Origin of the sequence: Mycobacterium leprae TN, from assembly GCF_000195855.1 — a bacterium.
Classification (GTDB): Bacteria; Actinomycetota; Actinomycetes; order Mycobacteriales; family Mycobacteriaceae; genus Mycobacterium; species Mycobacterium leprae.
This window is the reverse complement of record NC_002677.1, coordinates 1,160,193-1,174,984: the sequence shown is the minus strand read 5'-3', so window position 1 is coordinate 1,174,984 and position 14,792 is coordinate 1,160,193. Positions and strand designations below refer to the sequence as shown.

8 protein-coding genes and 2 pseudogenes are annotated in these 14,792 nt (G+C 56.9%); 1 reads left to right on the top strand and 9 read right to left on the bottom strand.

Annotation, left to right across the window (positions count from 1 at the left end; translation table 11 throughout):
• Nucleotides 1–2: 2 nt before the first annotated feature.
• From ML_RS05005 to ML_RS04965, 9 genes and pseudogenes are all read right to left on the bottom strand, one after another.
• Nucleotides 3–2,087, bottom strand: a complete 2,085-nt coding sequence (locus ML_RS05005) for an LGFP repeat-containing protein (protein WP_231846744.1) — start codon at nucleotides 2,085–2,087, stop codon at nucleotides 3–5.
• Between the two features lie 1,156 nt (nucleotides 2,088–3,243).
• Nucleotides 3,244–3,387 carry a hypothetical protein gene (locus tag ML_RS15535; RefSeq protein ID WP_156511867.1) on the bottom strand — a complete coding sequence of 48 codons (144 nt, stop codon included), beginning with the start codon at nucleotides 3,385–3,387 and terminating at the stop codon, nucleotides 3,244–3,246.
• 980 nt (nucleotides 3,388–4,367) lie between these two features.
• Nucleotides 4,368–4,668, bottom strand: a pseudogene (locus ML_RS04995) (type VII secretion protein EsxI).
• Between the two features lie 2,256 nt (nucleotides 4,669–6,924).
• Nucleotides 6,925–8,092 (bottom strand): annotated as a pseudogene (locus ML_RS04990) (acyl-CoA dehydrogenase family protein).
• 156 nt (nucleotides 8,093–8,248) lie between these two features.
• Entirely contained in the window at nucleotides 8,249–9,715 is a 1,467-nt protein-coding gene (gene hflX, locus ML_RS04985) for a GTPase HflX (RefSeq protein ID WP_010908063.1), read from the bottom strand.
• Between the two features lie 62 nt (nucleotides 9,716–9,777).
• Entirely contained in the window at nucleotides 9,778–10,668 is an 891-nt protein-coding gene (gene dapF / locus ML_RS04980; protein WP_010908062.1) for a diaminopimelate epimerase, read from the bottom strand.
• Nucleotides 10,669–10,734: 66 nt separating this feature from the next.
• A complete protein-coding gene (miaA, locus tag ML_RS04975; RefSeq protein WP_010908061.1) occupies nucleotides 10,735–11,670 on the bottom strand; it encodes a tRNA (adenosine(37)-N6)-dimethylallyltransferase MiaA in 936 nt (311 codons plus the stop codon).
• Entirely contained in the window at nucleotides 11,667–12,365 is a 699-nt protein-coding gene (locus ML_RS04970; protein WP_010908060.1) for a class III extradiol dioxygenase subunit B-like domain-containing protein, read from the bottom strand. The genes miaA and ML_RS04970 overlap by 4 nt, the downstream gene beginning before the upstream one ends.
• 316 nt (nucleotides 12,366–12,681) lie before the next feature.
• The gene (locus ML_RS04965; protein WP_041322574.1) at nucleotides 12,682–12,903 is read right to left on the bottom strand and encodes a hypothetical protein; all 222 of its coding nucleotides are present in this window, start codon (nucleotides 12,901–12,903) and stop codon (nucleotides 12,682–12,684) included.
• A 1,197-nt stretch (nucleotides 12,904–14,100) separates the two neighbouring features.
• On the opposite strand from ML_RS04965, the gene ML_RS04960 reads away from it, so the two are divergent.
• Nucleotides 14,101–14,340 (top strand): hypothetical protein, encoded by a 240-nt coding sequence (locus tag ML_RS04960; protein WP_156517081.1) that lies wholly within the window; start codon nucleotides 14,101–14,103, stop codon nucleotides 14,338–14,340.
• The last annotated feature ends 452 nt before the right edge of the window (nucleotides 14,341–14,792 follow it).

The window sequence follows — 14,792 nt, the reverse complement described above, 5'->3', positions numbered from 1 at the left end:
CGTCAGTCGGCCTTAATAAAGCCGTTGACCTGGGCGATTTCTTCATTGGCTAGCCAGACTTCAGCGAGCGTGTCATGGTATAATTCGCTCGCCGGGGTATAGTACAGACCGAAGCGCGGACTAGCTTTAATAGGATAACCGTCGGGTACCTGATAAGGGTCATCCAACGGCAGGTGGATCGTCGGCCGGAGAGTCGGGCTTGGCCGGAACAGCATCCTCGGCACAGTGACGCCCGGGAAGGACGCATCCATCGCATCTGCCATATCAACGGCTGCGTGTCGACCCGTGCTTACCTCAGTGTCAGCAGCAGTTTCCAACAAACTACTGTTGTCAGTGGCGACACTACTGTTGTCAGTGGCGACGACCTCCGCAGCATCGGCATCCCAGTGTGCTGCATCCGACAAAGCAGCATATGGAAAGTCAGCATCAGACAGAGCCGGCATAGAATCCGTATCCACCGCGTCGGGATCATCCTCTTCAAGGCCTAAAGGCTCCTCGGACTCGGACGGCAATTCGCTGCCGAACGCCGGGCCAAGCCTAGCATCCTGAGCCAGGCCGGTAGCGTCCTGTGCTCCACGCAACCAACTGACCGTCGGTCCGCGTTCGACATCACGCACCGGATGCTCGGTACCAGACTCGGCGTCGTAGGTACACTGCCCATCAACTGCGGCCTTGTAGCCAAAGTCCATGCCAACGTCCATATCGTGGTCATGGGAGTCAGCAACGATATCGTGAGCGGTGCGACGCCGACGCCACCCGAGTGCTAGCAAGACGAACATCACGATCACTAACAGCACAGCAACCGCAGCCACCAACCACCACCAATGCCCGGTGGATTTCTTGGCGTGGAATAGCATCGCCAACTCACTCGGTTGGCTCTGCTCGGACACCTGCAGACCAGACAACAACGACGCTAAGTTCGCCGGATCGGCAGTGAAGGTGTTATTAGCGCGGTTCCATGAGATCTTGCCACCGATAAATCTCTGCGAGATCACATTACCATCCACCGATTGGTCTGCTACCGGCACGCCGAGTTTGCCGTTGGGACCTTTGAGTTTGTCCCACGCCGCCTTCATCGCTCCGCGCACGACAAACGCGCCGTGGTCGGGTGTCCAAAAAATCACCGGCTTATCGGCTGCGGAGAAAATGGCGATCCGGCTGGAGGTAACGATGCCCCCGTCTCCCTCGTTGGCGGCGGGGAAACCCAAGTCGCTGCCGACCGGACCGCCTAGAGACTCATACTTAGCCAGAATGTCATTCTCGACCGCATTAGCACCGGTGGCTTTGCTGAAAAATACCTTGCCACCAGCAAAGTCCTGAATAATTCCGTCAGCACCGATGGGATGCTGCCCGCCCTGCTTGGGGCCTAGCGGACCCGAAACGCCGCCGGCCGCACGCCAGGCCATGCTGATGGCCGTGGTGGGATCGGTTGCTACCAGCAATCCTGTTAGCTGCTCGGCTAGTGCCGTTGGCTCGGTGGTGAACTCGCTGCTTTTCTTGTTCCAAAAGACTGCGCCACCACTAAACTTCTGGGAGATAACCTCACCGTCGAAGCTTTCATCTGCGACCGGGACACCGAGGACGCCGGCTGAACTGCCGAGTTTGTCCCACGCCGCATTGAGCGCACCACGCACAACAAACGCGCCGTGGTCGGGCGTCCAAAAAATCACCGGGTTGTCGCTGGCAGCGAATATACTAACTCGGCTGTCGGGTCCAGCTAGACCGGGAACTTCGTCGATGATTGGGAATCCCAGATCGCTGTTGACCGGACCGCCGAGTGACTCGTATTTACCTAGTACTGGCCCATATAGCAACTTGGCGCCGGTAGCCGTAGTGAAGAATAGTTTACCGGACGCAAAGTTCTGTGCGAAACCGTCACCAAGAGGATATACCTCGCCCTTCTTGGCGCCAAGCACCGAATTGTCACCACCGGCCTTGTGCCACGCGGCCGTAATAGCATCGTCGGCGTCACCGGTGGGAGATGCAGTCACAACAGGCGCCAACAACACAGTAACCACCGCTGTGGTCGCCGTGTTGGCCAGCGCCCTCCTTACCCGCTTGCTCACTCGACCTCTCTGCTCGTTCACTAAGTGTCTTCCAGCTAAAGGACATGCCCGATCCTGTGGTCATGCCCGTACCCTGCCCAACGAGCGGGTTCACCCAGTACAGCCCGTATTATCGCGGAGCCCAGATAACTTTGCTCCAGCAAACGATACTTGCGAAGTTAAATCAAAAATATTACAATAACAGATACCGAGTCGATGTCGAAATGGTGCTGTCCCATACCGGTGTCGAAGCCGATAGCGCAGCAAGCCACACCATATTGGGATTATCGAGCTCGATTTTACCGCCCTATGGATGCCGAACAAAGAAACAACGTAGTTAAAGTGGGTATTTCCAGAGTTACCTGGGCGCTCACCAACGTTGTGGTCACCGGCTTGCTGCTCAGCCCCGTCTTCCACACAACTTTCCCCTAAATGAGAAGCATGTGCCGACACTAACGTTAGCCATGATAGTTCGATGATCGGGCTCGGGGTCGCAGTCCCCGGCTGCTGAGCGGCCGGCCTCGGCAACCCAACCATGTCACCATGCGGTATGTATTGGCCATCTCACCGACCACTCTATAATCCGACGTCGACATCATCTTCGTCGACACAGCCTCAAGCTACTGGGAGGTCGACGTGCCCGACTAAATGGCTGCGCTCGACCTAACCGAACCCACCAAATACATATCTAGGACTGCACACCTAGAATCCAGAATCGACGTCATCGCCGCCAACGAACCCTGAACCGGGCCGGTTCCAAGCTCCACTACATCAGTGCCCACGCGCCTGGTGGACACTACCGTTGCGGTCGTGGTCAACCATGGCACCCTGGACGATCCTCGAACCTTTCACCAAGGTGATCGTGACTGAGCATGAACTGCGCAGCCTCGAGGAGCCCTCCATTGTCAATGGCACTACGACGGACCCAGGCTGACGCCCACGAAGTCGGACCCAGACCTAAATAATGTTGTAGAGAAACAATCCTACTGTCCAGGCGAAGAAGCCGAGCAGTTCCTAATGGGTACCGCTGCCATCAGCAACATCCGCCTGGCGTCTGAACTGGACATGCTGCTTAAGTTAGGGGCCTTACCGCGGTGAGGAAGTGTTGGTCGAGGCCCCGAAACCAGACGGTTCGCCTTTGGCTGCCTTGTGTTTCAACCCCGCAGTAAGACAGCCTTTGATCAGGTGCAATTCGACCTCAGAAATGGTGCCTTTTAAGCCCCAGCACCAGTTGATTATTGTTGAAATCAGCCAGATGATAAACCCCGCCCACGATTAGCGTATCGGTGATCGCGCACAAGTCCAGCAGTTGATACCAGTCGGCGTTATCGAACAGAAGCAACAAAAGTTAGCATAGGCTCACTATGACTACAATACGCGCAAGTGATTCACCGCTCTTGTGATCGTGGGCAGGATCCGGAACGAGGTGAATCTACTTATTCCTTTATCAACATAGTCACGCAACGCGTGACTCGAAAAGCCGCTGCGCCAGGCGGTGCAGCTTCCTCAAATCGGTCACGACCAACACCCACACCGCGCCCTCCGCCACCAAAGACATCTGTCGTATCCGCGCGTATGGTGCCTAGTGAACCCATCCGGCAGCGACACCACTAGATAGTAACGCCCCGTTCCATCGCTTAAACAACCGATGCATCTCTGCAACAACCCGCTCTTCACGCGGCAGGGCCGCACGCAACTGTTACACTTTGTCACCATCACTACCGGCACAGGGAAGAGTCAACTACTGATCAGCCGCGGACACGCCACTATACACTATATAAGTCAACTGGGTTCACGGTCCGCTACTTCACCGTAGTCAACCTTATTGAAGCTCTCTACCGCGGGGCTGGCCAACAACATCATAGACAAAAATCATCGACACGCTGCTTCGCTCCGACGTCGTGACTCTCAATTAAATCAGCTTCGCCCTACTCGATGGCACCGGCACCCAACTACTTTTTCGCTTGTTAGCCACCGGTTACAGCCGTCACTCATAGCCGATCGCCTCACATCGGCCCTTCGGGCATATTTGGGGACGGTTCCTGCCCGAACACACCACCAGCATGCTCGACCACCTACTACACTACACCACTATAAAACTTACTTAGTCACTTCTGGTGAGTACTACCGGATACGCCACACCGACCACGAGAAGTAGAGTTGCCAAACCGAGTTAGCCAATCACCCGTGTCGAGGTAGGGACTTTTCTTGGCCACCAGTGGTGACATTTACATGGCCACTGACACCACTACCGCTCATTACCACCACAGCGAAGCATTCTACTAACTCGTCAATGCACTCTAGAATTACGTACCAGACGGTTTATAGGGGTAGGCCCCGGAGGGAATTGACAGAACGATCAGTGTCAGCCATTAAGGAGCTGGCGCGTTGCACATTTTGGCCGTGGGCATTGACCTGCTCAATAAATCATCTGGAAGCTGCGGTCCAAATCACTGACGAACTGCTCGCATGGTGCCGAACCTTATCCGTCGCGAAAGTTAGCAGTATACCACACACTTGCCAGGATGGCCTGATGCGTGGCCTCCAACAACACCGCTTGAACGCGGCTAATCGCGCCATGCACGTCGAATCCCCGAACTAGTAGTTCAAACTCGCCTTCCACGGTCGTCTGGGTGGTCGTGATAAAGTACAGATATGTTGTGGTCATTGTGGAACCGCTGGCAATGACCTGCGACAAATTCGGTGTCGGTTGGCACAGGCAGAATGAACTGGTCGACGTCCCACGACGAACTCAGTGCCGCATGCGAGTGCTCCAGCAGCACCGGCACAGTCGGCGTTTTCTCCCCCATTCCCTTGAAGACCTCAAGCCTGTATGTCGTCCTTCTATTTCGTCATCACGTCCGCGTTGCGGGCCCACATCTCTTGGTCGGCAACTTCCTCACACGCAATCTCGGCAGTGAAAAGCCCCGAGTAGGTCGGCTTTCTTACTCGCTGTGTCCCTCAGGCAGTTCGCCAGCACCACCGACACCATCAAGATCAAGTTGACCGCCTTGTCGTGGGGCCGCCACTTCAACAAGGTAATCGGCGACCCTAGTGGCAACTGCGACGTGTTCCACTAGCCAGCGCCTGTATCCGGTTTGCCAAGTCTGAAATCGGACATGCCGCATCACCGCGCAAAAACTCATTCACTATGATGACTTTGGCTTCCCATTCCTCCGTCAACTGGCATAGTCTTCCGGAAGACTATGCCATGCCGCTTGAGCGGAACGTAGCGGGCCCAAACCCGGACTACGAAATTTAACGTTAATGTCAGACCGTATTGTTTGGAAGTTAAATACCTTGTTATTTTTCTCCTAAAATCTAATAATGCATATCGCTGGCAGATCTATTCGCCGGTAGCAATCCGTGGCAGCCATAGCTAAGATGGATTGCGGTCATTGTCAGTTTCTTCAAAGCCCTCAATGATCAGATTCTTGAAAACCCTTATCAGGGTCCTCATAAGTCTTTGCGGCAGCCATCACACCCTGGCCGATCTGCCTTGCCGACATCCGCACCCCCATCTGTATTAATTTGGTACAGTTGCCCACGGGAATTAAAAATCTCGCTAACAAAGCTGGCAGGCTCTCGACGGGGAGCCTTGGTGGTCACTGTGACCTTCACGGATATCGACTGTCGAAACACAGTCAGCAAGCTCCACCATCTTGGTGCTTACGAAAGTGATAGCACCTAACTTCATCACCACATCACTTGACTCATCTGACAGACGAATACCCGTCACCAAGTTCTTTGATTCTGTGCCCACACTCAATCACTAACCCCCCCAAAAAAAGATCGGAGAGTGGGCCACCAGGTGAACACTGAAGAACTCCAAAACCTTGGCCTACACGATAACGGTGACGCCAAAGGACACAGGTGCTAACCCACGATAGCCCAGTTCGGTATATGACGTCGGCGACGATAAGTCTTCTGATCGATGGTTGTCTTGCTGTGCCGGCTGTTGGGAGGATGCGGCGGTTGCAAACTAAGAATCCACGCCTTCCAGAACCGCTGCTACATTTTGGTAGCCAAAAGGTGGGCAAGCAGTGTGTTGACGATGCAGCAGAGTTCTTATAAGTAGTTATGGGTACTTTGGCTGGGAATGTGGTCGCTGGAAAGCCAGCGATCACACCTTCGTGCCGATGACCATCGATGGGTGAGAATATACCGCATTCGCCATCGACGTCTACACCGGGTTTGATCCCCGACTGGGAATGCTTGCGGACCAAAAACACCGCGTTCGTGGAGCGTGCGCTGCACCATGCAACCACCTACCCTGCCCGGCAGGGCCACCCGTTCAACAATGCAATTAACCGATAGGATAAAATAAGCCAATTACTTTGCAACAATTTCGCCGATCCACTGATATCGGCCGGTTCGATCCCGTCGCTAGGTACCGTCGGTAACGTCTACGACAACGCGCTGCGCGAAACCACGCTAGAGCTCTACAAGACCGAGTGCATACTCCATGACAACCCATTTCGTAGCGTACCAATCCAAACCCTGGCCGACCTGGCAGATACCATCTCCGCATAGGTCAGTTGGTACCAACACAGCCCGCTTGAGCCAACGGCCGCCCATTGGATCCGAACCCGGTACTACGATCAACTCCGGGCCGGAAAACACACGTGATCACACGTAACGATAGCGTGCATCAAACCCGGTTCGCTTGAGCAAACTCGCCCAAATCGCCGAACCACACAATAACACAACCCAAGTCTGGCCATCCCACATCTATACTGGCCAACATAGAAATTATTTGGTCCATGTTCCAACTATCTAAGGAAGTCGGGACTAGCGACAAGAAGAATTGCGTAACAATTTATTTCATGATCAGTAGCAACGGAAGATTGAAACTAGCTGAAATTAAAATTGGTGTCCGCTAGACACGGAGGCTCCGGTCGATAATCTCCTTCATGATCTCGATGGTCCTTCCATACTTCGCCTGAACCAAGGTATCGAAATAGGCACGGTAAACTAGGTATTCGCTCATGTAGCCGTACCCGCCGTGCAGCTGAAGGCAACGGTCGATCAGTTGTGGCTGCTTCTCTCACTGGCACACAACTTCACCATTGTGACCTGTTCCGCGGTTAGCTCCTTCTCGAGGTGCAGATGGATGAAGATGAACTCGTCAACCATCGTGCGCATCACGATGGCCTCAGTCGCCAACCCGGCCAGTACGAATCGGCTGTTCTGGAAGCTGCCAATTATCTTACCAAAAAGCTTTGTACTCCTTGGTGTATTGCAATGTCTGTTCCAGCATCCTATTCATCGCCAAGCTGCCATGATTGCAATCGAAATCCGTTCCTGCTGCAGATTCTGCATCAGGTAGATTAGATGGACCCCACCCTCTCCTAACCAAACAGATTTTCCGTCGAAACGTGGACGTTGGTAAACGACCGCTCCGCGGTGTCCCACGCGAGCGGTCCGATTTTGTTTAAATGGCGGCCGCGGTCAAAGCGCTCCATGCTGTCAAGAAGCGAAAGAACCTGCACGCCCTTATTCGAGTTGTTTTGCACCATTACGATCACCAGATCGACTTGATTCCGTTGATGATGAACGTCTTTGCTCCATTGAGTATTTAGTGATCACCCTGTTTGACTGCGCGAATCTTGATATCCTGCAAGTAGCTGCCAGGTCCCAATTCGGTCATCGCCATCGCGCTGATCAGTTCCCTGATGCAGACCTTGGACAACCAGCACTGTTTTTCTCCTCAACAGGCAGACACAGCAGGTGCGAGGCCACGATGTCGTTGTGTAAGCCGAAAACGATGCCGCTGTAACCCCTCCCCTCGACGTTAGTTTCCTCAGTAATGATCGTGTTGTACAGAAAGTCCGGGTTACCGCCTCTATCGTACTCCTCGGACGCCGCCACCCCGAGAAAGTCCTGTTTGCCGGCCTCGAGCCACACCACCTCGATCGACGATCTTCACCTTCCTCCATTCGTCGTAGTACGGCGCAACGTAGCGATCGAGGAAGCCGCAGTAGAACTCACGAAACAATTCATAGTCAGGCTGGAAAAGTGCGCTAGTACTTAATGGCACCACTCATGACACGACCCTCCAGCGAACAGGAACTTCGCAGCCCAACGTGCATAAACCGGATGGTTGGTCAACAACTTGCCGCCCGACCCACCAACTGGCTAACCAAGCGATGCGTCGCGTACCGGCGGGGATGAAGAACCCGGTGACATCTGACCGGCAACAGCTATCGGTCGGCCGAAAACTCCTGTAAGCAGGCGGCCAACGCCACGGGAACCCGGGCCTTGATCCGGGTGCCGTTCGAATTGTGCTCTGCCTGCTGAACGCGCCCGTTAGCGTGCAGGCGAGCCACCAGATCACCACGGTCGTACGGGATCACCACGTCTACAGCGGTGTCGGTGGCCACAACGAGCTCGGCTATCCGTCGCCGCAACACGTCGATACCGTCCCCGGTGCGAGCGGAGATGAACACGGCGCCTGGCAACCCGTGACGAAGCTTGGCCAACATCAGAGCGCTTGCGGCGTCGATCTTGTTGACCACCAACAGCTCATGCGGCACCTCCACGCCACCGTCCTGGTGATCGGAAATAACCTCAAAGATCACCTGACGGACAGCATTGATCTGAGCCAACGGGTTGGCATCTGAGCCGTCGACGACATGCAATAACAGGTCGGCGTCAACGACCTCCTCCAGTGTGGAACGGAATGCTTCGACCAGCTGAGTAGGCAGATGGCGAACGAACCCCACGGTGTCGGTGAACACGAACGGCTGACCGTTATCGAATTCTGCGTGCCGGGTGGTGGGTTCTAGGGTGACGAACAACGCGTCCTGCACTAGCACCCACGCCCCGGTCAGCGCATTCAGCACACTGGACTTGCCGGCATTGGTATAGCCGACGATAGCGATCGACGGAATGTCGCTGTGCAACCGGCGGCTGCGCTGGGTGTCGCGGGCCTGCTTCATAGCGCCGATATCCCGACGCAGCTTGGCCATCCGTTCCCGGATTCTACGTCGGTCGGTCTCAATTTTGGTCTCACCGGGACCTCGCAAGCCCACTCCTCCGCCACTGCCACCGGCTCGACCACCAACCTGACGTGACATCGACTCACCCCAGCCGCGTAGCCGCGGTAGCATATAAGCCATCTGAGCCAACAACACCTGGGCTTTGCCTTCCCGGCTGGTCGCGTGCTGAGCAAAAATGTCAAGGATCAGCGCGGTGCGGTCGATGACCTTCACCTTGACCGCCTTCTCCAGCGCGGTCAACTGCGCAGGGGACAGTTCACCGTCGCAGATGACGGTGTCGGCGCCGGTGGCCAGCACCACCTCACGCAATTCAGCCGCCTTGCCAGAACCGATGTAGGTCGACGGATCGGGCCGATCGCGACGTTGGATGAGACCTTCGAGAACCTGCGAACCGGCGGTTTCGGCCAGGGTCGCAAGTTCGGCCATGCTGGCCTGATTGTCGGCCGCGCTGCCCTCGGTCCACACACCAACCAACACCACCCGTTCCAGCCGCAGTTGGCGGTACTCGACCTCGGAAACATCAGCGAGTTCGGTGGACAGCCCGGCAATCCGGCGCAGCGCCAATCGGTCATGAAGGGCAAGCTCACCGGTGCTAGGCACCGAGTCTGACGAGTCCCAGAGATCCGGAAAGTCTGCAGAGCCCCTATCGGACGAATCTGGATATTTCATAGCCAGTATCCGATGGTGGCACTTCGTAGCTGGGCGCGCATCCGAATAAATTCCCGCAACATTTAACAGCTGCGCGCCAACGAGTACCACCAGGCGTCCGCGAGCTCGCCGTGCGCCACTAACACCGATGGTCCACGCAAGTAGCTGGTCACGTCAGTGATAGTTATGACAACGTCGCCACCCGGCACCCTCACAGTAAGCGTCCCGGTGTCGGCGCCAGCACTTGCCAGCGCAGCGACCGCGGCCGCGACAGTTCCGGTACCGCATGACCGAGTTTCACCCACCCCGCGCTCGTGGACTCGCATCTGGACCATTCCGTCGACCGGTGCGGTGAGCACTTCGATATTGACCCCGTCTGGAAACTGCACACGGTCGAGGTGGACCGGCGCACCCAAGTCTAGAGCTGCGAGCTCTTCCAAACTCAGCTGCGGATCCATGCACGCCAGGTGTGGGTTACCCACGTCTACCGCTACGCCGGAAAATCGCCTCCCGCCGACAGTAACCGCAAAGGCCGGCCCCCCACTGCCCAGCAAGTTTGCCTTGCCCATGTCGACTGTGACGTCGGCGTTGAGCTCGTCGACATGGTGCACGTTAACCAGTCGCGGGCCAGCCAATGAGCCAACGACGAACTCATCGCAAGACTCCAAGCCGCTGGCGCGCAGGTAATGCGCGAACACCCGCACACCGTTGCCACACATCTGCGCCACCGACCCGTCGGCGTTGCGGTAATCCATGTACCAGTCGGAGCAGCTGACACCGTCAGGCAGGTGCTCGAGCACACCGGCCGTCACTGCTGCGCCCGCGGTAGTCACCCGGAGCACCCCGTCAGCGCCCAGTCCTTGGCGCCGGTTGCACAATGCAGCGACCTGGGCAGCGGTGAACGTCACATCAGCCTCGACATCAGGCAACACCACAAAGTCATTTTGGGTGCCGTGCCCCTTGGCGAAGATCATGTACGCCGCTCCACCTCATCGCTGCGCTCTGCATCGTCGCCGGCACGGATAAACGGATAACCTAGATCAGGATGCGTTACGCCACACCCGTAAAGCGTCGTCGACGACCCCAACGCGATCGACTGTACCCACGTCGAGCCAGTGCACTCGGTGATCTCGATGAAACCACGACCGCTGCCGTCGCGCATAGCGTCGATGACCCAAGTATGTCTGCTGACGCGCCTCATCCAAATGGTCGGCATCCCCTCCAGCGTCAAGTGCCGTGAGCACTTGAGCGTATCCCAGCGCACGTGAGGCAGTGACCCCGTCGCGCAGGCCCCAGCGTAACAGCATGCGTACCTCATCTACCAGACCTTGCCCGAACATCGAGTCAATGCGCCGCGCCAATCTCTCACTGAGAATCGTTCTGTCACAATCTAACCCGACGATCACAGTGTCCCACCGAGGAGCACCGATGCGCGGCGCGGACGCGGCGAAGGGCTTTCCAGTGAGTTCGACCACCTCAAGTGCCCGCACAGTGCGCCGGCCATCGGTAGGCAGGATTGCCGCAGCTGCTGCCAGGTCACGACGGGCCAGTTCCGCGTGCAGCCTAACCACTCCGACCTCGGCAAGTTGCTGCTCCCACCTCACGCGCACGGCCGGATCGGTCCCCGGAAACGACCAGTCGTCGAGCAGCGACTGGACATAGAGCATCGAACCACCCACCACGACCGGCACCGCTCCACGTGCCGCGATCGCCTCGATATCGGCGGCAGCAGTCCGCTGATAGCTGGCAACCGTCGCAGTCTCGGTGACGTCCAGGACGTCAAGTTGATGGTGCGGGATCCCTCGACGTGCCGCGACGGGCAACTTCGCTGTGCCAATGTCCATACCGCGATAGAGCTGCATCGCATCAGCATTGACGATCTCCACGCTAACCTGGCCGCCAAGTCGCTCGATGACGTCGAGGGCCAGTTCCGACTTGCCAACACCCGTCGGACCGACAATCGCAAGTGGCCTCATGGCTGCCAGACACCAACGAAATATCCCACACCGTAGGGTGCTCCCCGGTATAACTCCTTCGCCAATCTAGGCCCTGGCTCGACCAAACCGGCCAACACCTGGAATGCCACTCGCCCCGAGATCTGACAAGACAGCCGGGTCAAAGCCGCGACGTCGCCGCTTGCCAGGGCGTCATCGAGGACTAGCTCGGCATCGGCGGCACTAGGGTCATAGCCACCGGGGGAACTCGACGTCAAGGTGGTAGCGCCGTCAGCGACGACCAATACTCCGATCGGATCGGGTGCCTGCTCAATCTCGACGCGCAATTGCCTGCCGCAGGCCAACGCCATGTCGGGATCGTGGTCACCACAATACACCCGCACCTGCGCACTGGCGTCCAGCTGGGACTGGCCCCGCACCCAGGCGGCGATCAGTGCACACACCGGGAAGTCAACCAGCAGCTCAGCCTCGCCACCGACCTGCGGTGACAGCCGAACCCGCACGTCGGCACCAAAGCCCGCGAAAGTGCCCAGGCAGCCCCCGGGACCCACGACGTCGTCTGCGCGACCCGTTCCGACAACAATCCAACACGGGGGCAAGCAGGCGGCCACCGCCAGCACCGCGGACCTTAGGTCGGCCACTTCGGCAGCTGCCGCTCCAGTGAGCTCGGGAACAAGTACCGGGGCGGACGGAACGATCGCGATAGCGCTCAGCACACCACCAAACTAACGTCTCAGCGATGCAATGCATCGACGCCGTTGGTACTGCGGTTTCGAACGCAACAAACGAGGCAGACTGATCTGCTGTGCACCAAACGGGGTCTTAGCCCAAACCGAAACTCGAGTGCGCCACGCAGGTCGGTGACTTTAACCCTTCGTCCCCCAAGGTCACCCTCCCCCCGACGTTTTTCTGGAGAGTTTCTTCCCCATCTTACTTCGATATGGATTCGACCTAGCCATGGGCCAACGACACGGTCGCGATGATCACCAGCAAAACTCCCGCAACAAGCACAGACGTCGAGTGTCGAGCGTCTCACCGAGCACGACAATGCCCAGCATCGATCCCAACCAACGATTGAACCACGACCGCTGTCGGCAACGATGCGGTCAGCAAACCGGCCCAGAATGACGACGGTGAAAAATCATCCCTGCCAGCGACGACGGCCAGCAGCACCACCCAGGTCCACTCACAGCGAATTATCGGGCATCGGGTCAGACGGGCGCAGATCAGCAACGCAAACAGCAGTACGGTCAACTGCAGCGCCCGTCACCAGCATCACCAACCCCAGCGCTAGTGTTGCTGCCTGCAACGCTTAATTGCCGATCGCCCTGCTACCTACCGGCCTTCGCGCACTGACAAGCGGAACAGCTCAAGGTGACCAATCTGTTTGTCGGTAATCTCCTATGCGGACTGCTGACGGACCACATCACCGATGTCCGATACCAGAGCGAGCAACGCCGGTATTTCCCCTTTGCTACAGGGCTCCTTCCCCGTCCGACCCCAGAACATCGAAAAATCCGAGTAACACGACATTTTCCGACACAGTACCGTATTCAGCGAAGTCGTCGTACCAACCGTGAGACAGTCGGAATCGATTTGCTAGTCACCCAGTCAGGCCATGATGAGTCAGCGTCCGATCGGGCTCCTAGGAGACGGCGAGCTGGCCGGCGGCCCCATTCCGCTGGTTTCCGGCCTCGATTATGACGGCTTCGTCGCAGGCCAGGGTTACAGTCACGACAACCACCGCAACCGGCTAGCACGGACACCACCACCCGATGGGTGTAGCAGAGCCTCACCCAGCACAGTGCCCCCAGCACCTAAGCAATAACCCGGCCTGACCAACGTTATTGTCGGTAAGGAGGTGGTCAGCACGCACACAACGGCGACTGTTGAAATATCAGGCGATCGGCAAGACCAAGAGCCAAGTATACAACTCGGGGGTAACGCATCAGGGTCAAGCAACCCTTGCTGAACTCCGTCACCACTGCTTTGGTTCAACACCGTGAACACGACCAGCCAGGCCACTGCTGCCAGCAGAACAGCACCGCGGATACCGCACCCGAGCAGACCCGGGCTCCCACTACGCACAGTAACAACAACGCCGAAACGATCGCCATAGCAACCCCGGCCCACATCGACAAGAGAGCACATACCCGACCAATCAGCAGGATACCTGCCATGACGATTAAACCCGCTACCGACTCGACGAAACACCGCCCACAGCTACTCTTAGGCGGTCAAACGATGATGATTCAGCCACACCACCGATCGGTAGTGTGAACAGCAATACCGTGGCTTGCAACGACTGCAACTAACACCACCGAATCCAACGCCCGGGCTGCAGCCTGCAGGCTAAAACTAAAAAGGATCACTGCACTGCCCAACCACCACTAGACTAGGCGTAGCGCAGCAAGAGTATGGAGCAGCAAGAGATGGAATGAATAGCGTGAGGTGGCCGACCTCCTCGTCGGTGACCTGCTGCGCGGACTACTGGCAGGATCACATAACCCGACACCGATGACCAGCGCGACAGCCAAGGCGAGCCACGCTGCAATGTGGAAGTTGGCTATGGGCGACCTCCCACTGACATCCATCCCGAAACCGCCAGATAACGCTTCGGTTAAGCAACGGTCCAATAATGACTCCTGCGCGCTAGATAAGGGACACAACGAGACTTTCCCTTCAAATTAGATTGCTTTGCCACCGGCGTAGGGATTTACGGACCGCAAACCGCTGATTGCCGTGGCGGCGACCATTAGCGTACCCAACCCATTCCTGCTTTCCTGGCCCTTGGTAAGGCCCCCTGTAACATAAATAATCCCGGCTAGTGCAGCTGCTCGTCTCGGCCGGATGCACCACGTAACGCAAAACGGGATCCGACAGCTGCGGGTCAGTCACGTTTAGCCACTGCAGGCACCGGTTGAGGCCGCGGTGCCGGCCGCTAAAATCAATCTGAAAAAATTTGCTCGACAACACATGAATATCTTAATGGACGACATCTGGTCGCGCCAAGAAAATCGGACAGGTCAACTCCTTGGATCACCGCATTGCCGTTAACCGAGCATAGTTTTCACTTGCCATAGCTAACGAGACGGTTTCGGGTATGAAATTTTTCGTGCGCCCAGATTGATGTAAAATTACCA